The sequence below is a fragment of the Poseidonocella sp. HB161398 genome, from assembly GCF_005870025.1.
Lineage (GTDB): Bacteria > Pseudomonadota > Alphaproteobacteria > Rhodobacterales > Rhodobacteraceae > Mangrovicoccus.
Genome location: NZ_VATA01000016.1, coordinates 12,729 through 36,656 on the forward strand (window position 1 = coordinate 12,729; position 23,928 = coordinate 36,656).

Below are 23,928 nucleotides of genomic sequence, written 5' to 3' on the forward strand. Positions count from 1 at the left end.
TGCGCTGCGGCATCTTGGAAGGGGGCATGAGCGCGCCCGGCCTGCATCATCACCGGCTCTCCGGGCTGGTCCTTCCCGAGGGGGCCACCGGGCGCGATCCGGTCTGGCCGGAGGCGCGGCAGCCCGCGGGCTATGCCGGTGCCTATGACGCGGCGAGCCTCGTCTACGATGCCGGGCTGCTGCCGGGCGGGCAGGGGGTGGTGCTGAGCTGTCCGCGGCTCTTCAATCTCTGGCCGCTCCTGCGTGCCGCGCTTCCGGGGCGCCCGCGCCGCCGCATTTTCGCCAGTTCCGAGGCGGTGCGGATCCCGGGCTCCGGCGCGCCGCTCCGGCTGCGGATCGGCGGGGCGGAACGGGAGCTGCCGGTGCGCCCGGATACCAGCGGCGCCTTCGCCGGGCGCAACGTGCTGCTAACCATGAGCCGTGACAACGATCCCGGCTGGATCGACGACTGGGTGCGCTTCCACGCGAGCGTCCATGGCGCCGATGCGGTGATGCTCTTCGACAATGGCAGCACCCGCTACGATCCGGCGGCGCTGGGGGCGCATCTGGCAGAGCTGCCGGGGATCCGCGCGGTGGCGGTCTTCGAGGCGCCCTTTCCCTACGGGCCGCAGCTGCCGCGCTGGCAGGGGCAGGTGTCGCATTTCCTGCAGGGCGCCTGCCTGAACCTGGCGCGGCAGACAGTGCTGGCGCGGGCGCGGGCGGTGCTCAATCTCGACGTGGACGAAATGCTGCGCAGCCGGTCGGGCGCGTCGGTCTTCGATGCGGCGGCCGCGCGGCCTCTGGGGGCGGTGAAGCTGGGCGGCGAATGGGTGCATCCGCCCGCGGGCGCGCCCTGGCCCGCGCCGCAGAGGGCCCATGCCTGCCGGGCCCTGCCGCCCGCGCCCTGCCATCTGAAATGGTGCGCGACGCCCGGCGGTCTGCTGTCGCGCGGCGGGTGGGAGGTGCACAAGCTGGCGCCCCGGCTGACCCGGCGCCTGCCGCCCGACCGGGAGTTCGAGCTGCTCCACTGCCATGATGCCACGACCGGCTGGAACCGCGGCCCGGCGCCGGAGCGGCCGCGCCAGGCGGATCCGGAGCTCGCGGCGCTCTTCGCGCGCCATCTGCCCGGCGCCTGAGCGCGGGCGGGACCATCACGGGACTGTCGGGGGGAGGGGGCGGCGCGTCGGGCGCCGGAAGGATGCGCCCCCGGGGGACGCATCGGCAGCGACCGGTCCCGCGCCGGCGCGCAGGACCGGGACGGATCAGGCCAGCGAGCCGTCGATGCCCTTGCAGGCTTCCATCAGGCCCTTCACGGCGTTGACGGAATTGTCGAACATGACCTTCTCGTCCTTGTCGAGCTTGATGTCGACGATCCGCTCGATCCCGCCGGCGCCGATGATGGTCGGCACGCCGACATACATGCCGTCGAGGCCGAACTCGCCGGTGCAATGCGCGGCGCAGGGCAGAAGGCGCTTCTGGTCCTTCAGGTAGGCTTCGGCCATTTCGATCGCCGAGGTGGCCGGCGCGTAGTAGGCGGAGCCGGTCTTCAGCAGGCCGACGATCTCGGCGCCGCCGTCACGGGTGCGCTGGATGATCGCGTCGAGCTTCTCCTGCGTGGTCCAGCCCATCTCGACCAGATCCGGCAGCGGGATGCCCGCGACGGTGGAGTAGCGCGACAGCGGCACCATGGTGTCGCCATGGCCGCCCAGAACGAAGGCGGTGACGTCTTTCATGGAGACGTTGAATTCCAGCGACAGGAAGTGGCGGAAGCGCGCGGAGTCGAGCACGCCGGCCATGCCGCAGACCTTGTTCGCGGGCAGGCCCGAGAATTTCTGCAGCGCCCAGACCATCGCGTCGAGCGGGTTGGTGATGCAGATGACGAACGCGTCGGGCGCATGGGCGGCGATGCCCTCGCCGACGGATTTCATGACCTTCAGGTTGATGCCCAGCAGGTCGTCGCGGGACATGCCCGGCTTGCGCGGCACGCCGGCGGTGACGATGCAGACATCGGCGCCTGCGATATCGGCATAGTCGGTGGTGCCGGTCATGGCGGCGTCGAAGCCTTCGGACGGACCGGATTCGGCGATGTCGAGCGCCTTGCCCTGCGGGATGCCGTCGGTGATGTCGAACATGACGACATCGCCCAGCTCCTTCAGCGCGACGAGATGGGCGAGCGTGCCGCCGATTTGTCCGGCGCCGATCAGGGCGATCTTGGGTCTGGCCATGGTGATCCTCTCCAGTCCTTGACGAATATTGCCGATTGCCTAGTCGCTAAGTCATTTCCGTGCAAGACGGGTCTGCGCGGCAAGAGGAAGCGCAGCAGACGGCGCGAATGCAGAGGGGCGGAATGACGGAACTCCTTGATTACGGGGGACTTGTTCTGGCCGTGGCGGCGCTGGCAGCGCTCACGGCGGGGGCGTCGAAGGCCGGATTCGGCTCCGGCGTCGCAGCTGTGGCGACGCCGATGCTGGCGATGGTTCTCGATCCTTCGGTCGCAATCGGGGCAATGCTGCCTGTTTTGATGGCAGTCGACGTGGCGGCGGTGCGGGCCTACTGGCGCAAATGGAACAGCGCGGCGGCCTGGCGGCTGATCGCGGCCTCGACGGCCGGAATCGCGGCGGGCGCGGCGCTGCATTCGGCCACCGACCCGGACGTGTTCCGCATCGCGATCGGCGGCCTGGCGCTTGCCTTCGCCGCCTGGCAGGGGGCGCGGATGGCGGGCTGGCTGGTGCTGCCCGAGCGGCCGATGCCGCCGCGCGCGGCCTGGCTTGCCGGGGCGGTCGCGGGCTTCACCAGCTTCGTGTCGCATTCGGGCGGGCCTCCGGTGCTGGTCTACCTGCTGGGGCTGAAGCTGCCCAAGACCGAGTTTCTCGCCACCACCGTGCTGATCTTCTGGGCGATCAACCTGATGAAGCTGCCGGTCTATGCCGCGCTCGGCTTCTACAAGGGCGGGGCGGTGCCGCTGATCCTGTGGATGCTGCCCTTCGCGCTGATCGGCGTGCAGCTGGGGCTCTGGGGCGCGCGGCGCCTGCCCGAGCGCGCCTTCTTCGCCGCCACCTATGTCCTGCTGGCGCTGGCCGGGGGCAAGCTGGTCCTCGACGGGCTGGCCTGATCCCTCAGGCGTCGTCGCCGGGCTGCAGCAGCTTGTCGTGGATCAGCTTTTCATAGGCCTGGCCGGAGGCGATCAGGCAGGTCATGCCGTCGGGCATGGTCACGGTGATCGTCCAGGTGCCGGTCTCGTCGGAGGCGAAGACCTCCACCAGCGAGTTGTTGGCGCCGATCCCGATGCTCTGCCGGGTCTCGCCATAGCTCTTCGACAGCCGCTGGAGCACGTCGTCGCGGTCGGCACAGTTCCTCGGCTGTCCCTCCTCGGCGAGCGCGCCCGTGGCCAGGAGCGCCAGGCAGAGGCTTGTCAGGGTCGTCTTCATCGCTACGTCCTCTCAAGAGGAGCCGGGCCTGCCGGGCGGACCTGAGCGTGCTGCGGTCCTGGCGGCAGGGGCACGGCCCCCGGTTGCTAGTCGTATCCGGGCGTCATGCGGATCACCGCTTGCGCCTTTCCGGCCGGCGGTCGGCGGCATCTTGGGCGGCGGGACCGAAGATCCGGTTATCCCGATGCGCATCCGGGCCAGCTTCCTACATGAAAGTGTCACGGTGGACCCCGACTTTCCGCGATGCGGCAAGTGGCCGCGAGCGGGTTTCGCCCCGCGCAATATAAGTACAAAACGAGGCCCGTGGAGGAAAGAATCATGGATCAACGCGCACGCCCCTATCGCTCCGTTCTCTATATCCCCGGCTCCAAGGAGCGGGCGCTGGAGAAAGCCAGGACGCTAGCCATCGACGCCATCATCTTCGATCTCGAGGATGCCGTGGCGGTCGAAGAGAAGGTCAATGCCCGCAGCCTCCTTGCGGAGACGCTGAAGGCCGGGGGCTATGGCGCCCGGGTAAAGATATGCCGGATCAACGGCTTCGACACCGAATGGGGCGAGGATGACCTGGCGGCCATGGCCGCGGTCGCCCCCGATGCGATCCTGATCCCGAAGGTCGAAAGCGTCGCCACGATCGAGAAGGCGGCCGCCGTGCTCGACGCGACGCCGGGCTGCGAGGAAACCCGCATCTGGGCGATGATGGAAACGCCGCGCGGCATCCTGAAGGCCGCCGAGATCGCCGAGGCGCCGCGGATGGGCGGATTCGTGATGGGCACGAATGACCTCGCCAAGGAACTGATGACCAGATTCCGGGCAGACCGCGAACCGCTGCTGACCTCGCTGCAGCTCTGCCTGCTGGCGGCGCGGGCGGCCGGAATCACCATCGTCGACGGCGTCTACAACGCTTTCAAGGACGAGGAGGGCTTCAAGGCGGAATGCGCGCAGGGCCGCGACATGGGCTTCGACGGCAAGACGCTGATCCACCCGGCGCAGATCGACGCCGCCAACGAGGCCTATGCGCCCTCGGCCGCCGATATCGACCTCGCGCAGCGCCAGATCGCCGCCTATGAAGAGGCCGAGGCCAAGGGGCTGGGCATCGCCATCGTCGACGGCAAGATCGTCGAGAACCTGCATATCGTCACCGCCAAGCAGACGCTCGCCAAGGCCGCGGCCATCGCCAAGCTCGAAGAGGGCGTCGCCTGATGTCCTGGATCGTCCTTCTCGCCGGGATCGCGCTGTGGATCGCGGCGCATCTGTTCAAGCGGGTCTGTCCCGAAAAGCGCGCCGCCCTGGGCAAGCCGGGGCAGGGGATCGTCGCGGCGGCGCTGCTGGCGGCGCTGCTGCTGATGATCTTCGGCTACCGCGCGACGCCCTATGTCGCGGTCTGGACGCCCCCGGCGCTGATGACCCATATCAACAACACGCTGATGCTGCTGGCGGCGTTCCTCTTGATGGTCGGCCCGGCCAAGGGCGGGCTGGCGCGGCGCATCCGCCATCCGATGCTGACGGCGGTCAAGACCTGGGCGGTGGCGCATCTTCTGGTCAATGGCGACCTCGCCTCGATCCTGCTCTTCGGCGGCATGCTCGGCTGGGCCGTGGCGGAGGTGATCGTCATCAACCGCAGCGAACCCGTCTGGACAAAGCCCGAGGAAGACCGGAGAGGCGACCTGAAGGCGGTCGTTGCCGGGATCGTCTTCTATGCCGCCGCCGTGGCGGTGCATGTCTGGACCGGCCACTATCCGATGGGATGAGACATGAAAATCTACCGTTTCCTGACCGAGGATGACACCTCGGCCTTCTGCCACAAGGTGAGCGAGGCCCTGTCCAAGGGCTGGGAGCTCCATGGCGATCCGCAATACGCCTTCGACGCCTCGAACGGCGTGATGCGCTGCGGACAGGCGGTCACCAAGGAGATCGACGCGCCCTATTCGCCGGACATGAAACTGGGACAGCAATAGCAGCACCATCGGGGGAGCAGTGATGGCAGCAAAGACCAATCCGGGCCGGTTCTTCGAGGACTACGCCATCGGCCAGGTGATCGACCATGCGGTGCCGCGCACCGTCAAGATGGGCGAGCGGGCACTCTATCATGCGCTCTACCCGGCGCGGCACGCACTCTATTCCTCGGACGCCTTCGCGCAGTCCTGCGGGCTGCCCTTCAGCCCGCTCGACGACCTGATCGCCTTCCATGTGGTCTTCGGCAAGACCGTGCCCGACGTGTCGCTGAACGCGGTGGCCAATCTGGGCTATGCCGAGGGGCGCTGGCGGCTGCCGGTCTGGCCGGGGGACACGCTGCGCTCCAGCTCCGAGGTGATCGGGCTGAAGCAGAACTCGAACGGCAAGTCGGGCGTCGTCTATGTCCGCACCCGCGGGCTGAACCAGCACGGCGAGCTGGTGATGGACTATGTCCGCTGGGTGATGGTGCGCAAGAACGACCCCGCCGCGCCCGCGCCCGAGACGGTGATCCCCGAACTCGACGCGGTGATCGACCCGGCGACGCTGGTGATCCCCGAGGGGCTCGACTTCACCGGCTACGACTTCACGCTGGCGGGCGAGCCGCACCGGATGGCGGATTACGAGATCGGCGAGATCATCGACCATGTCGACGGCGTGACGCTGGAAGAGGCCGAGCACATGATGGCCACGCGGCTGTGGCAGAACACGGCCAAGGTGCATTTCGACGCCACTTTCCGCCCCGACGGCCAGCGGCTGATCTATGGCGGGCACATCATCAGCCTCGCCCGCGCGCTCAGCTTCAACGGGCTGGCGAATGCGCAGATGATCGTCGGGCTCAATGGCGGCGCCCATGCCAACCCGGCCTTCTCGGGCCTGACCGTGCGCGCCTGGTCCGAGGTGCTCGACAAGGCGGAGACCAGGGCGCCGGGCGTCGGCGCGATCCGTCTGCGGCTGGTGGCGGTCAAGTCGGGCGCAGAGGCGGGCAGCCTCAAGGGCGAGGACGGCAAGTACCTCCCCGACGTGCTCCTCGATCTCGACTACTGGGCGCTGATGCCGCTCTGATCCCGGGCGCCGCCCGCAAGGCGGCGCCTGCGGCGATTCCGCCCTAGGGGAAACCCGACTGGACGTGGGGTAAATGGCTGCTACGCTCGGCCCGGGAAATCTGGGGGGAGCCATGAGCAAGTCGGAAGTCGCGGGCGCGGCCATCGGAATAGCGGGCATAGCTGCCGCAATCGGAATCGGCGTCTGGCAGATGAGCACGCCGGTCACTGTCAATGGCATGGACGATCTTCTGGCGACGGCGATGTCGATCGAGTCGTTCATGCGCGATCATCCCGACGCCATTTCCAGCGCATCGAGCGAAGAGCTGCAGCTGCTCGCCGAGCGGCTAGCCCCCCTCGGCGCGCAGCTCGGCCTGGCTCTGGCCGTCATCCCGGAAGGACGGCTCTTCGACCTCGAGCTCCAGCACGCTCTGGATCTGCCTCTTCCTTCGGGCGCGACCATTCCGCTTTCGGTCAAGCAGGTCGCAAATGTCTATTCCATGTCGAAAGTGATGCTGAACGGGCAGGAGCATGACATGGTGGTCGGCGAGTTCCTCGAGGTCGAAGACGGCGGAGAGACCTGCCGGCTGCTGCTCGTCAGCCAGCCAGATGCCGGGACCTCCCGTTTCCGGTGGCGCTGTTCGGGCTTCTGAGGGGCGATCCGGCGGTCCGGAGCGACTCAATCCGCGCCGCCGCGGCGGCCTGCGATCCTTACCATTTTGCTCAAGGTTGATTTTGTGATCACACACGCGGATCGTGTGATCACAAAGGGGTTCCGTTAGCGCTGATTGCGCCAAAAGATCGCGGTTTTGGGATGGCGGGCCGGATGACAACACGGCAAAAGGTGCTAAGACCGAAGTCAACGACCAAAGGCGAACTTCCGAGAGGGTAACCCATGGCTGATGTGAACCGGGGCAACCGGCCGCTTTCTCCTTTCATGCTGGGACAGTACTACCGACCGCAGATCGGCTCCGTCACGTCGATCCTCAACCGTGCCGCGGGCGTCGGGCTGATCGTCGGCGCACTGCTCTGCGTCTGGTGGCTGCTCGCTGCCGCGTCCGGGCCGGAATATTTCGGCATGGTCGACTGGATCGTCACCAGCTACCTGGGCGACCTCGTCATGTTCCTGTCGGTCTGGGCGCTGTGGTACCACGCGCTGGCCGGCGTGCGCCACCTGATCTGGGACGCGGGCAAGTGCCTCGACCTGAAGGAAGCGCAGCTTCTGGGCAAGATCGTCATCGTCGGGTCGGTGGTGCTGACCCTCTTCACCGCCCTTGTCGTGTAAGGAGACCCGAGCAATGGCATTCTACACGGACCGCAAGCGCGCCGTCGGCATGGGCTCCGCCAAGACCGGGACCGAGAATTTCTGGCGCATGACCGTGAGCTCCTACGCGCTCCTGATCCTGACGCCGCTCTTCCTCTTCACCTTCGGGCCGCAGCTGGGCAAGCCCTACGAAGAGGTTGTCGCCTATTTCGCGAAGCCTTTCCCCGCGGTGATCGCCGGGCTGATGATCACCGTCGGCTTCCTGCATTTCATCCGCGGCATGCGCATGGTTCTCGAAGACTACACCCACGGCATGGTCCGCGAGTGGCTGGTCATCGCCGTCACCTGCGTGTCCTACTTCGCGATCGGCTGCGGGCTGTTCGCGCTCGCGCGCCTGGCCCTCTGAAGACGGAGCATACGAAGACAATGGCTTCCTACGAATACGAATCCCACGACTACGACGTCGTGGTGGTCGGCGCCGGCGGGGCAGGTCTCCGCGCGACCCTCGGCATGGCCGAGCAGGGGCTGAAGACCGCCTGCATCTCGAAGGTTTTCCCGACCCGCTCGCACACGGTCGCGGCCCAGGGCGGCATCGCCGCCTCGCTGTCGAACATGGGTCCGGACAACTGGCAGTGGCACATGTACGACACCGTCAAGGGGTCGGACTGGCTCGGCGACACCGACGCGATGGAATACCTGGCGCGCTCGGCGCCCGCGGCGGTCTACGAGCTGGAGCATTACGGCGTGCCCTTCTCGCGGACCGAGGAAGGCAAGATCTACCAGCGTCCCTTCGGCGGCCACACCACCGAATTCGGCGAAGGCCCGCCCGTGCAGCGCACCTGCGCCGCGGCCGACCGCACCGGCCACGCCATCCTGCACACGCTCTACGGCCAGTCGCTGAAGAACAACGCGGAATTCTACATCGAGTACTTCGCCATCGACCTCCTGATGGAGGACGGCGCCTGCAAGGGCGTGCTGTGCTGGAAGCTCGATGACGGCACGATGCATGTCTTCAACGCCAAGATGGTCGTGCTGGCCACCGGCGGCTACGGCCGCGCCTACTTCTCGGCGACCTCCGCCCATACCTGCACCGGCGACGGCGGCGGCATGGTGGCGCGCGCGGGCCTGGCGCTGCAGGACATGGAATTCGTGCAGTTCCACCCGACCGGCATCTACGGCTCGGGCTGCCTGATCACCGAGGGCGCCCGCGGCGAGGGCGGCTACCTGACCAACTCGGAAGGGGAGCGCTTCATGGAGCGCTATGCGCCGACCTACAAGGACCTGGCGCCGCGCGACTATGTCAGCCGCTCGATGACCATGGAAATCCGCGAGGGCCGCGGCGTGGGCGAGCATGGCGACCACATCTTCCTGCACCTCAACCACCTGCCGCCGGAGACCCTGGCCGAGCGCCTGCCGGGCATCTCGGAAAGCGCCAAGATCTTCGCGGGCGTGGACGTCAACAAGGAGCCGATCCCGGTCCTGCCGACGGTCCACTACAACATGGGCGGCATCCCCACCAACTACTGGGGCGAAGTGCTGAACCCGACTGCCGAGAACCCGACCGCCGTCGTTCCGGGCCTGATGGCCGTGGGCGAAGCGGGCTGCGCCTCGGTGCACGGGGCGAACCGCCTCGGCTCCAACTCGCTGATCGACCTCGTGGTCTTCGGCCGGGCCGCGGCCATCCGCGCCGGCGAAACCGTCGACCGCGGCGCCGCGATCCCGAAGGCGCCGGTGTCGGAAATCGACAAGGCCTTCGACCGGTTCGACGGGCTGCGCTACGCCCAGGGCGGCACGCCGACGGCCGAGCTGCGCCTCGAGATGCAGCGCACGATGCAGGCCGACGCGGCCGTGTTCCGCGCCTCGGACTCGCTGAAGGACGGCGTCGAGAAGATGACCGCCATCGCCGGCAAGCTCTCGGACCTGCATGTCACCGACACGTCGCTGGTCTGGAACTCCGACCTGATGGAGACGCTGGAGCTGACCAACCTGATGCCGAACGCGCTGGCCACGATCGTGGGCGCCGAGGCCCGCCACGAGAGCCGCGGCGCGCATGCGCACGAGGACTACCCGGATCGCGACGACGAGAAGTGGCGCGTCCACTCGATCATGCGCGTCGAGGGCACCGCGGTCGATCTCAGCTACCGTCCGGTCATCGTCGATCCGCTGACCAACGAGGACGAGGGCGGCATCAGCCTGAAGCGCATCGCGCCGAAAGCCCGGACCTTCTGATGCCGCGGCTTCCTCTCCTGCCCGTGGCACGCCGTGCCGCGCCGGCCGCCCTTGCGGGCGGGCCGGGGCAGGGAGGGGCAGCGCATCGCCAGGCGGCTCCTGCCGCCTTCCGCACCGGGCGGCGCCCGGCCGGTGCGCCCGTGTTCCGAAACGATTTCCGCCCCGAACGGAACCGCGCCGTGGCGTGGTCCGCTGCCGGGGCCGTTGCCCCCCGCGACCGCTGCAACGGCGCGGGGCTGCGCGTGCCGCGCTGAAAGGTCGATCGATGCGCTTCCGTCTGAGGACGATTCTTCCCGAAGGGCGCGCCGCCGAGAAGGCGGGCGGCGCTTCGGGTGCGGATCTGCCTCCTGCGGCGCCGCCGTCGCCGCGCGGGCCGAAACTGATCGAGAAGCTCGCCAGCGACGCCTTCCTGCGCAGCTACGAGAACATCCTGGTCGAACCGGCCACGGCCTGGGGCTGGCCCGCCGGGCCGGTCTGGCCGCCCGAACCCCAGCCCAAGCCCAAGCCTCCGTCCGAAGCCGCGCCGGATGCGGCCGCGCCCGCCGACGGAACGCCCGCCGAGACGGCGCCCGAGACGCCGCCGCCGGGCCTGCAGCGCCACTGGGTCAACGGCCATGCCGTTCTGACGCCGCCGGAGACCTCCGGCCGCGAGCCCGAGGTGATCGAGGGCCCCTGCGTCTGGGCCGGTGCGCTGATGGGCCATTTCGGCCATTTCGTCGCCGAGCACTGCCAGCGCCTGCTGTTCTCGCGGATGCTGATGCCCAAGGCGCGCTACATCTTCACCCTGCCCGAAGGGCGGGGGGTGAAGAGCGTGCCGTCGTATTTCTGGCATCTCTGCGACTGGTTCGAGGTCCCGCGCGAGCAGATCCTCTTCCTCACCGACCGGCCGCTCCTGGTGCGCGAGCTGCATGTGCTGCGCCAGGGCGAGCAGCTCGAGCGGATCAACCTGCCCTTCGACGTGATCCACCACGAATGGTGCGGTCCGCTGCCGGAATACCTGCAGGCGCTGGCCGAGCTGCACAAGGTCAAGGAGATCGACTTCGCCTCGGGCGGGACGGTCTATGTCTCGCGCTCGCAGCTGGCGCCGCTGACCGTGCGGATGCCGGGCGAGAGCTACCTGGAGAAGCGGCTGCAGGATCTGGGCGTCACCGTGATCTGGCCGGAGAAATCGCCGCTGGCCGAGCAGATCGAGGCCTATGCCACCGCCAAGCGGATCATCTTCGCCGAGGGCTCCTCGGTCCATGTGCGCCAGTTCCTGGGCTACCTGCCGCAGGATCTGTGCATCCTGGTGCGGCGCAAGGGCGCCCGCTTCGGCCGCGAGCACCTGGAACCCAGGGCGAAGAGCCTGAGCTATATCGACCCAATCGCCTGCAACGTGCTCTTCACGGTCACGCCGGACGGCTCGCCCTCGCGCCATACCTCGATCCCGATCTTCGACCAGGATCTGCTGCTGCAGCAATTCGCCGAATTCGGCATCGACCTCGCGCCGGTCTGGGACCGCGCCGCCTACGAGCGCGCGCATGACCGCGACCTGGCCGACTGGGTCCGCGCCAGCTGCGACGAGGCCGGGATCGAGGGCATCGCCCACGGGATCAACATCATGAATGCCAGCCTCCTGGGCTCGGGCCGGATCGAGTACATGCCGAAGCTGCGCCGCGTCGCGATGATGCGCCGCCGCGGCCTGATCGAGCAGCGCGATGCCGAGGCTTCCGGAAAGGCCGGGACGCCGTGACCCGCCTCCGTCCATATCGCCGCCTCCGCCGCCTTGGCGGGGGCCCTGTCACACCGGGCGCCGCCTGCAGCTGCTGCCCGTCCACCTTCCACGTCAAGGGGCCGGCCCGAACCGGTCTTGTCAGCTAGGAGAGAACCATGGTTCAGTTCACCCTGCCGAAGAACTCCAAGATCACCACGGGCAAGACGTGGCCGAAGCCGGAAGGCGCGACCAATGTCCGGAAGTTCCAGATCTACCGCTGGAGCCCCGAAGACGGCCAGAACCCGCGGGTCGACACCTATTTCCTCGACATGGACAAATGCGGTCCGATGGTCCTGGACGCGCTGATCAAGATCAAGAACGAGATCGACCCGACCCTGACCTTCCGCCGGTCCTGCCGCGAGGGCATCTGCGGCTCCTGCGCGATGAATATCGACGGGATCAACACGCTCGCCTGCATCTACGGGCTCGACGAGATCAAGGGCGATGTCCGCATCTACCCGCTGCCGCACATGCCGGTGGTCAAGGACCTGATCCCCGACCTGACCCATTTCTACGCCCAGCACGCCTCGATCATGCCCTGGCTGGAAACCAAGACGAACCGTCCGGCCAAGGAATGGCGCCAGTCGATCGAGGACCGCAAGAAGCTCGACGGGCTCTATGAATGCGTGATGTGCGCCAGCTGCTCGACCTCCTGCCCGAGCTACTGGTGGAACGGCGACCGCTATCTCGGCCCGGCCGCGCTGCTGCACGCCTACCGCTGGCTGATCGACAGCCGCGACGAGGCGACCGGCGAGCGCCTCGACTATCTCGAGGATCCGTTCAAGCTCTACCGCTGCCACACGATCATGAACTGCGCCGAGACCTGCCCCAAGGGCCTGAACCCGGCAAAGGCGATCGCCTCCATCAAGAAGATGATGGTGGAACGCCAATACTGATCTGCGCAGCCGCGCAATCGAAGGGCCCCGGCATCGTCCGGGGCCCTCTGCGTTCGGAGGGGCCCGATGTTCATTTTCCTGCTCGTGCTGGTCGCCGTCCTCGTCTGGATGGCCGTCACCTTCCGCGCGCGGAAGGCGGTGAAGGACTGCCGCTGGCGCGAGAATCGCGCGAAGGACAGCGCCGAGGGGCGCTATTTCATCTGCATGAATTGCGGCGCCGAGACCCGGACCGGCGATGCGAAGCCGCCGCGGAGCTGCCTGCGGCCGCGGGGCGGCGACTAGCTCCGGGCGAGGAGCAGCCGCAGCCCGGCCGCCCCGAAAAGCAGCGCCAGCGCGCCCTCGATCCCGCGCCGCGCCCGGCGGTAGGCCCGGCCCAGCACCGGCAGCGAGAAGAGCAGCGCATAGCCGCCGAAGATCGCCAGTCCCAGCGCCGCACAGCCCGCCAGCATCATCGCCAGCGTGCCCTCGGGCGCCCCGGGGCGCAGCCCCAGCGACATGATGGCGACCCAGCCGAGCACGGATTTCGGATTGCCCAGATGCAGGAGCAGCCCGCGGCGGTACTGCGCCAGGCGCGAGGCCGGGCTGGCGCCGGTCCCGCCCGCGGCATCGGCCGACAGCGCCGAGCGCGCGGTCTTCCAGGCGATCCACAGCAGGTAGAGCCCGCCCGCGATCTTCACCGCCGTCAGCGCCCCGGCAAATCGGGCCAGCAGCGCCGAGAGCCCGGCCGCGGCCAGCGCCGCCCAGACCAGGCTGCCGGTGACGACGCCGAGCGCCAGGGCCAGGGCCGCGCCGCGCCCGCGCGCCATCGCCGTGCCCATGATCGCCAGCGTGCTGGGTCCGGGGCTGGCGACGGCCACGGCATATGTGGCATAGACGGGCAGAAGATGATGATAGAGCTCGAGCTGCATGGGCCTTGTCCTGTCCGCGGTCCCTCGTCGGCCCGAGGATAGCGGCAGCGGCCCGGCGCTGTCCCCGAAATCCGGCCGCGGGCCGGGGCAGGCGGCGCAGCGCGCAGGCAAAGCGGCGCCGAAACGGGCAGGGAGACAGGCATGGACCTTGTGAACAGGCGCTCCGGCGCAGGGGAGGGCGTTGCCCCGGCGCTGCCCGAGGGGCCGTTCCGCTTTGTGGTGCTCGATGTCGAGACCGCCAATAGCGACCCCTCGAGCATCAGCCAGATCGGCCTCGCCTGCGTCCGCGCCGATGGCGGGATCGAGGTCTTCGCCAGCTATGTCGATCCCTGTTGCCGCTTCTCCTCCTTCAATATCCAGCTCACCGGCATCCGCCCCGAGACCGTCCGCGGCGCGCCGCGCTTTGCCGAGATGCTGCCGCCGCTCTGCCGCCTGCTCGACGGGCTGCCGGTGATCCAGCACAGCAGCTTCGACCGCCGGGCGATCGGCGCCGCCTCTGCCGAGGCCGGGCTCGCGCCGCCGGACTGGGACTGGCATGACAGCCTGCCGATGGCGCGCCGCGCCTGGCCGGAATTCAAGGGGCAGGGCGGCCACGGGCTCGGCCATCTCAAAGAGCGGCTTTCGCTCGACTTCGAGCATCACGACGCGGGCGAGGATGCCCGTGCCACCGCGCAGGTGGTGCTGATGGCCGAGGACCGGCTGGGCTGCGACTTCCGCCAGATCGCCGCCCGTCCCGCTGCCCGGGCAAAGCCGCGCCCGGCGGCGCCGCGCGGGCTCGAGGGCGTGGTGGTCTTCGCCGGGCAGATGGCGATGCCGCGCGAGGAGGCGGCGGCGCAAGCGCGGGCGGCCGGGCTCTCGGTGCAGGTCAATGTCACCCGGTCGATCACGCTTCTCGTCGTGGGCGATGCCGACTTGCACGGTACGCCGGACCGCCGCCACCGCCGGGTGCAGGAGATGCGCGCCGCAGGCCACAAGGTGGCGATCCTGGGCGAAAGCGCCTTCCTGGCGATGCTGGCAAGACGCGCTGTTCAGCCGTGAAATAAAGTTTCTGCTGCGGTGCAGCGAGCGCATGGCGAGGTTGCATTCTTGGGGGAGGTCATCGCATCAGCCATGGACTATGTGAGGGCCATCGGGAGGTTGACAATCCTAGCCCCTGGAGAGGTTCCATGAACGACGTTCGCCAAATCCGCCAGTACGATGCCGACGAAGCCATTGCCATCTTCGAGGATTCCGTGTCCTATTACATGCCGGAAGACCTGATCGAAGAAGCAACCGCCTCTGACGACTCGCTGGTCGCCTATTCCGAAGCCGCCTGATCCGGCGGCACGGAGCTTCGGGGCAGACAGCCCCTCTTGTCCGCGTCCGTGCCCCACGGGCGCGTTTATGATTCCGGAGGGAGCCGAGAGCGCCGTGACCGAGCCCGAAGATGCCGCAGAGCGCCGCGCCCGGCCGGCCGTGATCTGCTATCCCGACGAGACGCTGCCCCGCCCCGATCTGGCCGCCATGGCCCGGGCGCGCGTCGGCATGTCCCTCGTCGAGACCGTCATCGTCCCCCCGCGCGAGGCCGCCTGCTTCCGCGTCGCCCGCGGCCAGGTCTTCCGCATCGTCTCGGTCGAGGGGCCGCAGGTCGGCGATTTCAACCTCTGGAACGCCCATGACCTCTCCGAGCGCTTCTATTCCGGCAAGACCCGGGCGCTGCACGGCACCCATCTCGGTACCGGCGACCGGATGTGGTCGAGCTTCCCGGCGCTGCGGCCGATGGCGACGATCCTCGCCGACACGCTCGGCTGGTACGGGATCGACGCCGATGGCGGCTCGGTCCATGACGTGATCGGCACGCGCTGCGACCCCTATACCCACAACCTGCTCTCGGGCGGGCAGTACCATCATTGCTGCCATTCTAACCTGACCCGGGCGCTGGCCGCCGAAACCGGCATGACCCCGGCCGAGGCAGAGCCCTTCGTCCATGATGTGCTCAATGTCTTCATGTGCACCGGCTTCACCCGCGATACCGGGCAGTACTTCATGAAGGCCTCGCCGGTGCGGCCCGGGGACTACCTGGAATTCTTCGCGGAAATGGACCTGCTCGGCGCGCTCAGCGCCTGCCCGGGCGGCGATTGCGGCGCGGAGCATTCCTCGGACGCGGCCGCCTGCCATCCCATGGCGATCGAGATCTACGGGCCCGCCGCGGACTGGCCCGAGAGCCCGCGCTCGGGCTACGACCGCAGCCACGGGCTCTGAGCCCGGGATCCCGGGCCCAGGAGAGGCGTGGAGAACCCTCGGTTCTCCACTTCCCCGTTCAGCAGTAGCGCTCGACCCCGGCGATCTGGTGGTCGCCATAGCGGTCGCCATTGGCGAAGCCCGCGGGCAGGATCGCCGCGATCTCGGCCCGTTCCTCCTCGGTGAAGGCCATTTCGGTGGCGCCCAGCCATTCGCGCAGATGCTCGGCGGTGCGGGTGCCCGGGATCGGGATCAGGTGCTCGCCCTGCTCCAGCACCCAGGCCAGCGCCGCCGCCGACACCGTCCAGCCCTTGCCGCGGCAATAGTCGCGGAAGCGCGCGACATGCGCCTCGTTGTAGAAGAAGTTCGGCTGGGTGAAGCGCGGGTTGGTCTTGCGGAAATCGGTATCCGCGAATCCCTGCGGCACGACCGGGGCCTCGCCGAACATGCCGCGCGCCAGCGGCGAGAACGGGACGAAGGCGACGCCGAGCTTGCGGCAGGTCTCGATCAGCCCCAGCTCGGGCTGGCGGGTCCAGAGCGAGTACTCGTTCTGCACCGCCGTCACCGGCACGACCCGATGGGCGCGGCGCAGCGTCGAGGGCGCGATCTCGCTCAGCCCCCAGCCGTCGATCAGCCCTTCCTCGATCAGCTTGCCCATGGTCTCCGCGACCTCTTCGACCGGGCGCTCCTGCTCGCGGCGGTGGATGTAGTAGAGCTCCAGCTTCGAGCGGTTGAGCCGCTCCAGCGTCCCTTCCAGCTCGGCGCGGATGTAGTCTTCGGAATTGTCGAAGCTGCGCGGCGGTCCGGGGACGATCCCGACCTTCGAGGCCAGCACGATATCCGGCTTCTTCTCCGCGATGTAGCGGCCGATCACCCGCTCGGAGCGTCCCATGCCATAGATGTTGGACGTGTCCCAGAAATCGATCCCGGCCTCGACCGCGGCATCGAGACAGGCCAGCGAGACCTCGTCATCGGCAGTGCCGAAGAACCCGGCAAAGCTCATGCAGCCAAGGCCGATCGCCCCGACTTCGGGACCCGCGGCCCCAAGTTTGCGTTTTTTCATGTGATGGAACCTCTTACGAAAATGCGGCCTCTAGGGCGATTTCGACCATGTCGCCGAAACTGGTCTGCCGGTCGGCCGAGGGCAGGGCCTCGCCGGTGAGAAGGTGGTCGCTGACGGTCAGGACGGCCAGCGCGCGGCGGCCGAAGCGGGCGGCGACGGTATAGAGCTCGGCCGCCTCCATCTCGACGGCCAGCACGCCGTGCCGGGTCATCTGCTCGTTCAGGTCGGGGCGCTCGTCATAGAAGACATCGGCCGAATAGACATTGCCGCAATGGGTCGGCAGGGCCCGCGCCTCTGCCGCCTTCGCCGCCGCCGCCAGCAGGCCGTAATCGGCGCAGGGGGCGAAGTTCAGCTCCTTGAAGAAGCCCTTCGACGGGGTCGACATCGAGGTGCAGGACATGGCGATCACCAGGTCGCGCAGCTTGACCGCCTCCTGCATCGCGCCGCAGGAGCCGATGCGGACCAGCGTCTGCGCGCCGTAGTCGCGGATCAGCTCGTTGGCATAGATCGACAGGCTCGGCATCCCCATGCCAGAGCCCTGGATGGTCACCCGGTTGCCCTTCCAGCTGCCGGTGAAGCCCAGCATCCCGCGCACCTCGTTGACGCAGACCGCGCCCTCGAGGAAGGTCTCGGCCGCCCATTTCGCCCGCAGCGGATCGCCGGGCATCAGGACGGTCTCGGCGATCTCGCCGGGCTTGGCGCCGATATGGATGGTCATGGAAGTCTCCTTGCTCCGGCAGGTCCGCATCCGGGACCGGGTCGTCGCGGGCAGAGTGCCGCCGCCCGGGCAGGGGCGCAACCGCCGTTTCGCGGGTGCGGCGCTTCGCGGGCCGCCGCCGCGCGGACCCGGCCGGCAGGTCGCATATATGCATGTAAGTTCCATGTTTTGTCATGGATCAAACCGTGCAACCATTAAGGGAGCGGATCTGGATGCGGACATCCCGAGGATCGGGCATGCCGGCCAGCGGGGGCGGTGCGGCGCAAACGGCAAGGCGGATCGCGATGCAGAGCTTCTACCGGCTGGACGGATTGGACCGCATTGTCGAATGCGGTGGCGACTGGGACAGATTCTGCCTGGAGAACGGCAGCCCGGCGCTCCTGGCGCATCATGTCCAGGGCAGGATGCTCTGGGACCATGTCGACGGCATCGACATGACCAGCTATCTCGGCGCGATCTTCTTCCATGTCCGTCGCAGCGGCAAGGTCTTCGCCATCCGCCACCGCTGCGACAGCGCGCTGATGGCGCGTCTCTTCGAGATGTCGACGGAACCGGCGGGCGAGGGGCTGCTGGTCACGCACCGCCTCATCTGGGAAGAGCGGCTGCATGACGGCGACTGGCTGCCGCGGATGGAGGACGTGGTGGAGGCGCCGCGCTGCTCGGTCTGCTGCCGCTTCCATCTCGATGGCGCCTGGGTCGACCCGCTCCGCCTTTCGGGCAGGGTGCTGCGGCCGTCCGCCCACTGCCTCTGCACCGCCTGCAAGCAGGAGCTGCGCGAGCGGCTGGACGAGGCGGCGCGGGAGGGAAAGGGCCGGGCGCAGGGCTGAGGGCCGCTGCGCCGGGCCGGGGTCACTCGGCGGCGACGCGCTTCGGCTGCGCCAGGGCGACGATATCCGCCATGATCCGGTTCAGCTCGAAATCCTTCGGCGTGTAGACCCGCGAGACGCCCATCGCGCGCAGCGCCTCGGCATCGTCGTCGGGGATGATGCCGCCGACCATGACCGGGATATGGCCGAGCCCGGCCGCGGGCAGCTTCGCCATCAGGTCCTTGACCAGCGGGATATGGCTGCCCGAGAGGATCGAGAGGCCGATGACATGCGGCTCCTTCTCCTTGGCGGCGGCGATGATCTCGTCCGGGGTCAGGCGGATGCCGGCATAGTCGATCTCCATCCCGCAGTCGCGGGCGCGGAAGACGATCTGCTCGGCGCCGTTCGAATGCCCGTCGAGCCCCGGCTTGCCCATCAGGAAGCGCAGGCGGCGGCCCAGCTTGTCGGAAACCGCGTCGACCGCGGCGCGGATGTCCTCCAGCCCTTCGGTCTTGTTCGAGGGCGCCGCGGAGACGCCGGTCGGGCCGCGGTACTGGCCATGGACCTGGCGCATCACCCCGGCCCATTCGCCGGTGGTCACGCCCGCCTTCGCTGCGGTGATCGAGGGCGGCATGATGTTCTCGCCCGCCTCGGCCGCGGCGCGCAGCCCTTCGAGCGCGGCCTGCACGGCGGCCGCGTCGCGCCCGGCGCGCCAGGCCTCAAGCCGCCCGATCTGCTCGGCCTCCACCGCCGGATCGACCGTCATGATGCCGCCATCGGCGCCCATCAGCGGCGAGGGCTCGCCCTCGGTCCAGCGGTTCACGCCGACCACGACGGTATTGCCCTTCTCGATCTGGTTGATCCGGTCGGCATTCGATTCCACCAGCCGGCTCTTCATGTACTCGATCGCGGCGATCGCCCCGCCCATCGCGTCGATATTCGCCAGCTCGGCGCGGGCGCCCTCCTTCAGCTCGTGGACCTTGTCCTCGATCGCAGGGTTGTGGTCGAAGATGTCGTTGTATTCCAGCAGGTCGGTCTCGTAGGCCATGATCTGCTGCATCCGCAGCGACCATTGCTGGTCCCAGGGCCGGGGCAGGCCGAGCGCCTCGTTCCAGGCTGGCAGCTGCACCGCGCGGGCGCGGGCCTTCTTCGACAGCGTCACGGCCAGCATCTCGATCAGGATGCGGTAGACGTTGTTCTCGGGCTGCTGCTCGGTCAGGCCGAGCGAGTTCACCTGCACGCCGTAGCGGAAGCGGCGGTACTTGATGTCGGCCACATGGTAGCGGTGCGCGCAGATCTCGTCCCAGAGATCGACGAAGGCGCGCATCTTGCACATCTCGGTGATGAAGCGGATGCCGGCATTCACGAAGAAGCTGATGCGGCCGACCACGACCGGGAAATCCTCGGCCGGGACCTTGCCCTTGACGTCGTCGAGCACCGCGCAGGCGGTGGCCAGCGCGAAGGCCAGCTCCTGCTCGGGCGTCGCGCCCGCCTCCTGCAGGTGGTAGGAACACACGTTCATCGGGTTCCATTTCGGGATGTGCTGGTAGCAATAGGCCGCCACGTCGGTGATCATGTTGATCGAGGGCTTGGGCGGGCAGACATAGGTGCCGCGGCTCAGGTACTCCTTGATCAGGTCGTTCTGCACCGTGCCCTGCAGCTTGGCGATGTCGGCGCCCTGCTCCTCGGCGACGGCGACATAGAGCGACAGCAGCCAGGGCGCCGTCGCGTTGATCGTCATCGAGGTGTTCATCTGCTCCAGCGGGATGTCCTCGAAGAGCGCGCGCATGTCGCCGAGATGGCTGACCGGCACGCCGACCTTGCCGACCTCGCCGCGGGACAGTTCGTGGTCGCTGTCATAGCCGGTCTGGGTCGGCAGGTCGAAAGCCACCGACAGCCCTGTCTGGCCCTTGGCCAGATTGGTCCGGTAGAGCGCGTTCGACGCCTTGGCCGTGGAATGGCCGGCATAGGTGCGGAAGAGCCAGGGCTTGTCTTTCTGTGCGTCGGTCATTCGGGCCTCGCCTGTCAGAACGTGTAACATTCGTGCGTCATGAGCCTGATAGACGGAATAATGTGTCCCTGTCAATTCGCTGCGTTGCAACAAGCTGCATACGTGCCCCGCAGCATTCCACTTGCCGCTTCGCCGGTCTGATCAGGCGGGAAACGCTGCAAAAGTGACGCCTCTCCAGCCGCGCGGCAAGGCTGCATCGCAGCGGGCCCGCCATTTTTCCCGGTCCGCTCCGGACGTCCGTCCCCTGGCGCGCCAGGCTGCGGCCGCAGCGGCCGTCTTCTGCATCCGCATCCTGGCCGCGGGGTCTTCTGCATTTCTGTCAATATGTTCCAAGGTCTGGTCATTCAGTGCGACATAAAATTTCAAAAACACAGAAATAATGATTGCGAAGTTGCGTCCAACGCTCTACTTCAAGCGAGAAGCGCGTTCTCTGCGGCGCGGCGTGAGATAGTTGCGAAGGAGGCACTGATGGCTCTCGACACCAACCCGGCGATCGCGGCGTATGAAGCGCCCGAGAAGGACCTCTACGAAATCGGCGAGATGCCCCCGATGGGCTATGTCCCGAAATCCATGTACGCCTGGGCGATCCGCCGCGAGCGCCATGGCGAGCCGGACAAGTCCTTCCAGGTCGAAGTGGTCGACGTGCCGCGCCTCGACAGCCATGAAGTGCTGGTGCTGGTGATGGCCGCGGGCGTGAACTACAACGGCATCTGGGCCGGTCTCGGCGTGCCGATCTCGCCTTTCGACGGCCATGGCGCCCCCTACCACATCGCCGGATCCGACGCCTCGGGCATCGTCTGGGCGGTGGGCGACAAGGTCAAGCGCTGGAAGGTCGGCGACGAGGTGGTGATCCACTGCAACCAGGATGACGGCGACGACGAGGAATGCAACGGCGGCGACCCGATGTTCTCGCCGACCCAGCGGATCTGGGGCTACGAGACGCCGGACGGCTCCTTCGCGCAGTTCACCCGGGTGCAGGCGCAGCAGCTGATGCCGCGGCCCCGGCACCTGACCTGGGAGGAATCCGCCTGCTACACGCTGACCCTCGCGACTGCCTACCGGATGCTCTTCGGCCATGAGCCGCACGAGCTGAAGCCCGGCCACAACGTGCTGGTCTGGGGCGCCTCGGGCGGCCTCGGCTCCTATGCGATCCAGCTGATCAACACGGCCGGGGCGAACGCGATCGCGGTGATCTCGGACGAGGACAAGCGCGACTTCGTGATGTCGCTCGGCGCCAAGGGCGTGCTGAACCGCAAGGATTTCAACTGCTGGGGCCAGCTGCCGACGGTGAACACGCCGGAATACAAGACCTGGTTCAACGAGGTCCGCAAGTTCGGCAAGGCGATCTGGGACATCACCGGCAAGGGCAACAACGTCGACATCGTCTTCGAGCATCCCGGCGAGGCGACCTTCCCGGTCTCGACCTTCGTCTGCAAGAAGGGCGGCATGGTGGTGATCTGCGCGGGCACGACCGGCTTCAACTGCACCTTCGACGTGCGCTACATGTGGATGCACCAGAAGCGCCTGCAGGGCAGCCACTTCGCCCATCTCAAGCAGGCCGCGGCCGCCAACAAGCTGATGATCGAGCGCCGCCTCGATCCGGTGATGTCCGAGGTCTTCCCCTGGGCCGAGATCCCGGATGCGCACATGAAGATGCTGAAGAACCAGCACAAGCCCGGCAACATGTCGGTGCTGGTGCAGGCGCCGACCACCGGGCTGCGCACGCTCGAGGACGCGCTGGAGGCGCGCCCGAGCGCCTGATCCGCCGCAAGTCCGCCGCGACTGCCGGGCCGTCCTTCGGGGCGGCCCTTTTTTGCGCGATGTTAACCCGGGAATGCGACACCGGAGGGGCGGGGCCGCCGCGGCGCCGGGCGCGGCCCGGCAGGGGAGGCCACGGAAATCAGGGGCCTGCCTCGACGGCCCTCGCCATTTCTGGGGAGGGAATTTCCGTGAGTTTCTGGGCCGGCGGGTTTCGTGCTATGGTTGTATTAATCCTCTGTTAACCACTCACTGGGAATTCTTTCATGCAACAGGACTGGGTGCTGGACGTTCTCGCGGATCTCAGGAGCTTCGCGCAGCAGAATGGCATGTTCGCTCTCGCCGAGCAGATCGACGACACCCTGATTGTGGCCGCTGCAGACCTCGCGGCACATCGGGGTCGCGAAGCCGGGGTGGAGCATGGACCGGAAGCTCGAGAGTCTGATTGGCAGGTTGCAGGAGGCAAGCAGCCGCGCTGATCTCCAGGACGCCGTCTGCCTGCTGCGCGACCATTACGGCGTCGACCATGTCGTCTACCACTCCGTCAACCAGTCAGAGGAACCCTATGCGGCGCTGACCTACGGGCCGGACTGGGTCGAGCGCTATATCGAGAAGGACTATGCCCGGATCGATCCGGTGGTGCAGGGATGCTACCAGCGGTTCCAGCCGGTCGACTGGAAGCAGCTCGACTGGAGCAGCCGCGCCGCCCGCAGCTTCCTCGGAGAGGCGATCTCGGCCGGGGTCGGCAACCAGGGGCTCTCGGTCCCGATCCGCGGCCCGAACGGGCAGTTCGCGATGTTCACCGTCAGCGCCCGCGCCGGGGATGACAGCTGGCACCGCTTCACCGCCGGGCATCTGGGCGACCTGCTGCTGATCGCGCATTACATGAACCAGAAGGCGCTGGAATTCGGCAATGCGCCGGAGCGGGTGCCGGGCCGCCAGCTTTCGCCCAGGGAGGTCGACGCGCTCAGCCTCCTGGCCAACGGCCATTCGCGCGGCCAGGCCTCGGAAACGCTCGGCATCTCCGAACACACGCTGCGGGTCTATATCGAGGCGGCGCGGCTGAAGCTCGGGGCGCAGAACACGACCCATGCCGTCGCGCTCGCGCTCAGCCACGGGCTGATCATCCTCTAGCCGAATGATAACGAGGGATTAACCACGCGGCCGCCGCAGCAAGGACCGGTCAACGCCGCCGCCGTCATGGTCCGGACATAGCAAATGTCTGGGGGGACATCGAAAAATGCTGCACTTTCTCTATGCAAACCAGCTGCACACCCAGCCGGCCCTGCGCGACTCGATGTTCCGCGACCGCGCCGACCAGTTCTCTGCCCGGCTCGGCTGGGCGGTCTCGGTCAGCGAGGCCGGCGAAGAGCGCGACGGCTATGACGCGCTCGATCCGCTCTACGTGATCTGGGAAACTGGCGGGCGGCATGGCGGCTCGATGCGCTTCCTGCCGAGCACCGGGCCGACCATGCTGAACGACCATTTCCTCGGGCTGCTCGACGGGCGGCCGCTGCGCAATCCGCGGATCTGGGAATGCACCCGCTTCTGCCTGGCGCGCGGCGCGGCGCCGAGCGTCTCGGCGGCGCTGATGCTGGGCGGGGCGGAGCTCGGACTGGGGATGGGGCTCGATTTCTCGGCCGGGGTCTTCGATGCCCGCATGACCCGCATCTATGCGCGGCTGGGCTGGAACCCGGCGGTGCTCGGCAGTGCCGGGGAGGGGCGCGACCGGATCGCCGCGGGCCTCTGGCACTTCTCCGAGAGCATTGCCGACCGGCTGGCGGAGAAGGCCGGGATCGCCCGCGCCCGCAGCCGCAGCTGGTACCACCTGTCGATGGACCGCGCCGCGCGGCTGGGCCGTCCGCAGCTCGTCCCGGCCTGATCGCGCTGGCATAATCCCGC

At 68.0% G+C, this 23,928-nt stretch carries 27 protein-coding genes; 21 read left to right on the forward strand and 6 right to left on the reverse strand.

What is annotated here, in order from left to right; all coding sequences use genetic code 11:
* Positions 1-26 precede the first annotated feature (26 nt).
* Positions 27-1,115 (forward strand): hypothetical protein, encoded by a 1,089-nt coding sequence (locus tag FGX59_RS14070; RefSeq protein WP_138467342.1) that lies wholly within the window; start codon positions 27-29, stop codon positions 1,113-1,115.
* A gap of 126 nt (positions 1,116-1,241) precedes the next feature.
* On the opposite strand, the gene mdh is transcribed toward FGX59_RS14070, so the two are convergent.
* On the reverse strand, positions 1,242-2,204 hold the full coding sequence (gene mdh, locus FGX59_RS14075) for a malate dehydrogenase (protein WP_138467344.1): 963 nt from the start codon (positions 2,202-2,204) through the stop codon (positions 1,242-1,244).
* 122 nt (positions 2,205-2,326) lie between these two features.
* On the opposite strand from mdh, the gene FGX59_RS14080 reads away from it, so the two are divergent.
* Entirely contained in the window at positions 2,327-3,091 is a 765-nt protein-coding gene (locus FGX59_RS14080; RefSeq protein WP_138467346.1) for a sulfite exporter TauE/SafE family protein, read from the forward strand.
* Between the two features lie 4 nt (positions 3,092-3,095).
* On the opposite strand, the gene FGX59_RS14085 is transcribed toward FGX59_RS14080, so the two are convergent.
* Positions 3,096-3,407 carry a hypothetical protein gene (locus FGX59_RS14085; RefSeq protein ID WP_138467348.1) on the reverse strand — a complete coding sequence of 104 codons (312 nt, stop codon included), beginning with the start codon at positions 3,405-3,407 and terminating at the stop codon, positions 3,096-3,098.
* A gap of 318 nt (positions 3,408-3,725) precedes the next feature.
* Between FGX59_RS14085 and FGX59_RS14090 the strand changes: the two genes are divergently transcribed.
* The 11 genes from FGX59_RS14090 to FGX59_RS14140 all read left to right on the forward strand — a co-directional run bounded on the left by FGX59_RS14090 (position 3,726) and on the right by FGX59_RS14140 (position 12,824).
* Positions 3,726-4,607, forward strand: a complete 882-nt coding sequence (locus tag FGX59_RS14090; protein ID WP_138467349.1) for a CoA ester lyase — start codon at positions 3,726-3,728, stop codon at positions 4,605-4,607.
* Positions 4,607-5,155, forward strand: coding sequence for an NnrU family protein (locus FGX59_RS14095; RefSeq protein ID WP_138467351.1), 549 nt, complete (start codon positions 4,607-4,609; stop codon positions 5,153-5,155). The genes FGX59_RS14090 and FGX59_RS14095 overlap by 1 nt, the downstream gene beginning before the upstream one ends.
* 3 nt (positions 5,156-5,158) lie before the next feature.
* Positions 5,159-5,362, forward strand: coding sequence for a DUF1737 domain-containing protein (locus FGX59_RS14100; protein ID WP_138467353.1), 204 nt, complete (start codon positions 5,159-5,161; stop codon positions 5,360-5,362).
* A gap of 22 nt (positions 5,363-5,384) precedes the next feature.
* Positions 5,385-6,422: a MaoC family dehydratase gene (locus FGX59_RS14105; protein WP_138467355.1), complete on the forward strand. Its 1,038-nt coding sequence runs from the start codon at positions 5,385-5,387 to the stop codon at positions 6,420-6,422.
* 112 nt (positions 6,423-6,534) lie between these two features.
* Positions 6,535-7,053, forward strand: coding sequence for a hypothetical protein (locus FGX59_RS14110; protein WP_138467357.1), 519 nt, complete (start codon positions 6,535-6,537; stop codon positions 7,051-7,053).
* A 242-nt stretch (positions 7,054-7,295) separates the two neighbouring features.
* A complete protein-coding gene (gene sdhC / locus FGX59_RS14115; RefSeq protein WP_138467358.1) occupies positions 7,296-7,685 on the forward strand; it encodes a succinate dehydrogenase, cytochrome b556 subunit in 390 nt (129 codons plus the stop codon).
* Between the two features lie 13 nt (positions 7,686-7,698).
* Entirely contained in the window at positions 7,699-8,070 is a 372-nt protein-coding gene (gene sdhD / locus FGX59_RS14120) for a succinate dehydrogenase, hydrophobic membrane anchor protein (protein ID WP_138467360.1), read from the forward strand.
* Between the two features lie 20 nt (positions 8,071-8,090).
* Positions 8,091-9,893, forward strand: coding sequence for a succinate dehydrogenase flavoprotein subunit (gene sdhA / locus FGX59_RS14125; protein WP_138467362.1), 1,803 nt, complete (start codon positions 8,091-8,093; stop codon positions 9,891-9,893).
* Between the two features lie 265 nt (positions 9,894-10,158).
* Complete coding sequence (locus FGX59_RS14130; protein WP_138467364.1) at positions 10,159-11,625, forward strand: glycosyltransferase 61 family protein; 1,467 nt, start codon at positions 10,159-10,161, stop codon at positions 11,623-11,625.
* Positions 11,626-11,762: 137 nt separating this feature from the next.
* Positions 11,763-12,542, forward strand: coding sequence for a succinate dehydrogenase iron-sulfur subunit (locus FGX59_RS14135; protein WP_138467366.1), 780 nt, complete (start codon positions 11,763-11,765; stop codon positions 12,540-12,542).
* A gap of 66 nt (positions 12,543-12,608) precedes the next feature.
* A complete protein-coding gene (locus tag FGX59_RS14140; RefSeq protein ID WP_138467367.1) occupies positions 12,609-12,824 on the forward strand; it encodes a hypothetical protein in 216 nt (71 codons plus the stop codon).
* Here the strand turns inward: FGX59_RS14140 and FGX59_RS14145 are convergent.
* On the reverse strand, positions 12,821-13,450 hold the full coding sequence (locus FGX59_RS14145) for a LysE family translocator (RefSeq protein WP_138467369.1): 630 nt from the start codon (positions 13,448-13,450) through the stop codon (positions 12,821-12,823). The genes FGX59_RS14140 and FGX59_RS14145 overlap by 4 nt on opposite strands.
* 141 nt (positions 13,451-13,591) lie before the next feature.
* Here FGX59_RS14145 and FGX59_RS14150 point away from each other — a divergent pair, with 141 nt between their 5' ends.
* From FGX59_RS14150 to FGX59_RS14155, 3 genes are all read left to right on the forward strand, one after another.
* The gene (locus FGX59_RS14150) at positions 13,592-14,488 is read left to right on the forward strand and encodes an exonuclease domain-containing protein (RefSeq protein WP_138467371.1); all 897 of its coding nucleotides are present in this window, start codon (positions 13,592-13,594) and stop codon (positions 14,486-14,488) included.
* A gap of 128 nt (positions 14,489-14,616) precedes the next feature.
* Positions 14,617-14,766 (forward strand): hypothetical protein, encoded by a 150-nt coding sequence (locus tag FGX59_RS37570; RefSeq protein ID WP_171060645.1) that lies wholly within the window; start codon positions 14,617-14,619, stop codon positions 14,764-14,766.
* A gap of 67 nt (positions 14,767-14,833) precedes the next feature.
* A complete protein-coding gene (locus tag FGX59_RS14155; protein WP_138467372.1) occupies positions 14,834-15,691 on the forward strand; it encodes a DUF1989 domain-containing protein in 858 nt (285 codons plus the stop codon).
* 58 nt (positions 15,692-15,749) lie between these two features.
* Here FGX59_RS14155 and FGX59_RS14160 read toward each other — a convergent pair whose 3' ends face one another.
* Both FGX59_RS14160 and deoD read right to left on the reverse strand, forming a co-directional pair.
* A complete protein-coding gene (locus tag FGX59_RS14160; protein WP_138467374.1) occupies positions 15,750-16,733 on the reverse strand; it encodes an aldo/keto reductase in 984 nt (327 codons plus the stop codon).
* Positions 16,734-16,746: 13 nt separating this feature from the next.
* Positions 16,747-17,451 (reverse strand): purine-nucleoside phosphorylase, encoded by a 705-nt coding sequence (deoD, locus tag FGX59_RS14165; protein ID WP_138467377.1) that lies wholly within the window; start codon positions 17,449-17,451, stop codon positions 16,747-16,749.
* A gap of 284 nt (positions 17,452-17,735) precedes the next feature.
* On the opposite strand from deoD, the gene FGX59_RS14170 reads away from it, so the two are divergent.
* Positions 17,736-18,278, forward strand: coding sequence for a hypothetical protein (locus tag FGX59_RS14170; RefSeq protein ID WP_171060646.1), 543 nt, complete (start codon positions 17,736-17,738; stop codon positions 18,276-18,278).
* Positions 18,279-18,300: 22 nt separating this feature from the next.
* On the opposite strand, the gene FGX59_RS14175 is transcribed toward FGX59_RS14170, so the two are convergent.
* Positions 18,301-20,268 (reverse strand): protein meaA, encoded by a 1,968-nt coding sequence (locus FGX59_RS14175; RefSeq protein ID WP_138467381.1) that lies wholly within the window; start codon positions 20,266-20,268, stop codon positions 18,301-18,303.
* Positions 20,269-20,736: 468 nt separating this feature from the next.
* Here FGX59_RS14175 and ccrA point away from each other — a divergent pair, with 468 nt between their 5' ends.
* The 4 genes from ccrA to FGX59_RS14195 all read left to right on the forward strand — a co-directional run bounded on the left by ccrA (position 20,737) and on the right by FGX59_RS14195 (position 23,908).
* Positions 20,737-22,029 carry a crotonyl-CoA carboxylase/reductase gene (ccrA, locus tag FGX59_RS14180; RefSeq protein ID WP_138467383.1) on the forward strand — a complete coding sequence of 431 codons (1,293 nt, stop codon included), beginning with the start codon at positions 20,737-20,739 and terminating at the stop codon, positions 22,027-22,029.
* A 263-nt stretch (positions 22,030-22,292) separates the two neighbouring features.
* Positions 22,293-22,505 (forward strand): hypothetical protein, encoded by a 213-nt coding sequence (locus FGX59_RS14185; protein ID WP_138467386.1) that lies wholly within the window; start codon positions 22,293-22,295, stop codon positions 22,503-22,505.
* The gene (locus FGX59_RS14190) at positions 22,447-23,160 is read left to right on the forward strand and encodes a LuxR family transcriptional regulator (RefSeq protein WP_138467388.1); all 714 of its coding nucleotides are present in this window, start codon (positions 22,447-22,449) and stop codon (positions 23,158-23,160) included. Before FGX59_RS14185 ends, FGX59_RS14190 begins: the two co-directional genes overlap by 59 nt.
* Before the next feature lie 106 nt (positions 23,161-23,266).
* Positions 23,267-23,908: an acyl-homoserine-lactone synthase gene (locus FGX59_RS14195; protein WP_138467390.1), complete on the forward strand. Its 642-nt coding sequence runs from the start codon at positions 23,267-23,269 to the stop codon at positions 23,906-23,908.
* The last annotated feature ends 20 nt before the right edge of the window (positions 23,909-23,928 follow it).

Coding starts and splice junctions, on each gene's coding strand:
- FGX59_RS14070 (WP_138467342.1), top strand. CDS start 27: ATGAGCGCGCCCGGCCTGCATCATCACCGGCTCTCCGGGCTGGTCCTT.
- mdh (WP_138467344.1), bottom strand. CDS start 2,204: ATGGCCAGACCCAAGATCGCCCTGATCGGCGCCGGACAAATCGGCGGC.
- FGX59_RS14080 (WP_138467346.1), top strand. CDS start 2,327: ATGACGGAACTCCTTGATTACGGGGGACTTGTTCTGGCCGTGGCGGCG.
- FGX59_RS14085 (WP_138467348.1), bottom strand. CDS start 3,407: ATGAAGACGACCCTGACAAGCCTCTGCCTGGCGCTCCTGGCCACGGGC.
- FGX59_RS14090 (WP_138467349.1), top strand. CDS start 3,726: ATGGATCAACGCGCACGCCCCTATCGCTCCGTTCTCTATATCCCCGGC.
- FGX59_RS14095 (WP_138467351.1), top strand. CDS start 4,607: ATGTCCTGGATCGTCCTTCTCGCCGGGATCGCGCTGTGGATCGCGGCG.
- FGX59_RS14100 (WP_138467353.1), top strand. CDS start 5,159: ATGAAAATCTACCGTTTCCTGACCGAGGATGACACCTCGGCCTTCTGC.
- FGX59_RS14105 (WP_138467355.1), top strand. CDS start 5,385: ATGGCAGCAAAGACCAATCCGGGCCGGTTCTTCGAGGACTACGCCATC.
- FGX59_RS14110 (WP_138467357.1), top strand. CDS start 6,535: ATGAGCAAGTCGGAAGTCGCGGGCGCGGCCATCGGAATAGCGGGCATA.
- sdhC (WP_138467358.1), top strand. CDS start 7,296: ATGGCTGATGTGAACCGGGGCAACCGGCCGCTTTCTCCTTTCATGCTG.
- sdhD (WP_138467360.1), top strand. CDS start 7,699: ATGGCATTCTACACGGACCGCAAGCGCGCCGTCGGCATGGGCTCCGCC.
- sdhA (WP_138467362.1), top strand. CDS start 8,091: ATGGCTTCCTACGAATACGAATCCCACGACTACGACGTCGTGGTGGTC.
- FGX59_RS14130 (WP_138467364.1), top strand. CDS start 10,159: ATGCGCTTCCGTCTGAGGACGATTCTTCCCGAAGGGCGCGCCGCCGAG.
- FGX59_RS14135 (WP_138467366.1), top strand. CDS start 11,763: ATGGTTCAGTTCACCCTGCCGAAGAACTCCAAGATCACCACGGGCAAG.
- FGX59_RS14140 (WP_138467367.1), top strand. CDS start 12,609: ATGTTCATTTTCCTGCTCGTGCTGGTCGCCGTCCTCGTCTGGATGGCC.
- FGX59_RS14145 (WP_138467369.1), bottom strand. CDS start 13,450: ATGCAGCTCGAGCTCTATCATCATCTTCTGCCCGTCTATGCCACATAT.
- FGX59_RS14150 (WP_138467371.1), top strand. CDS start 13,592: ATGGACCTTGTGAACAGGCGCTCCGGCGCAGGGGAGGGCGTTGCCCCG.
- FGX59_RS37570 (WP_171060645.1), top strand. CDS start 14,617: ATGAACGACGTTCGCCAAATCCGCCAGTACGATGCCGACGAAGCCATT.
- FGX59_RS14155 (WP_138467372.1), top strand. CDS start 14,834: ATGATTCCGGAGGGAGCCGAGAGCGCCGTGACCGAGCCCGAAGATGCC.
- FGX59_RS14160 (WP_138467374.1), bottom strand. CDS start 16,733: ATGAAAAAACGCAAACTTGGGGCCGCGGGTCCCGAAGTCGGGGCGATC.
- deoD (WP_138467377.1), bottom strand. CDS start 17,451: ATGACCATCCATATCGGCGCCAAGCCCGGCGAGATCGCCGAGACCGTC.
- FGX59_RS14170 (WP_171060646.1), top strand. CDS start 17,736: ATGCAGAGCTTCTACCGGCTGGACGGATTGGACCGCATTGTCGAATGC.
- FGX59_RS14175 (WP_138467381.1), bottom strand. CDS start 20,268: ATGACCGACGCACAGAAAGACAAGCCCTGGCTCTTCCGCACCTATGCC.
- ccrA (WP_138467383.1), top strand. CDS start 20,737: ATGGCTCTCGACACCAACCCGGCGATCGCGGCGTATGAAGCGCCCGAG.
- FGX59_RS14185 (WP_138467386.1), top strand. CDS start 22,293: ATGCAACAGGACTGGGTGCTGGACGTTCTCGCGGATCTCAGGAGCTTC.
- FGX59_RS14190 (WP_138467388.1), top strand. CDS start 22,447: ATGGACCGGAAGCTCGAGAGTCTGATTGGCAGGTTGCAGGAGGCAAGC.
- FGX59_RS14195 (WP_138467390.1), top strand. CDS start 23,267: ATGCTGCACTTTCTCTATGCAAACCAGCTGCACACCCAGCCGGCCCTG.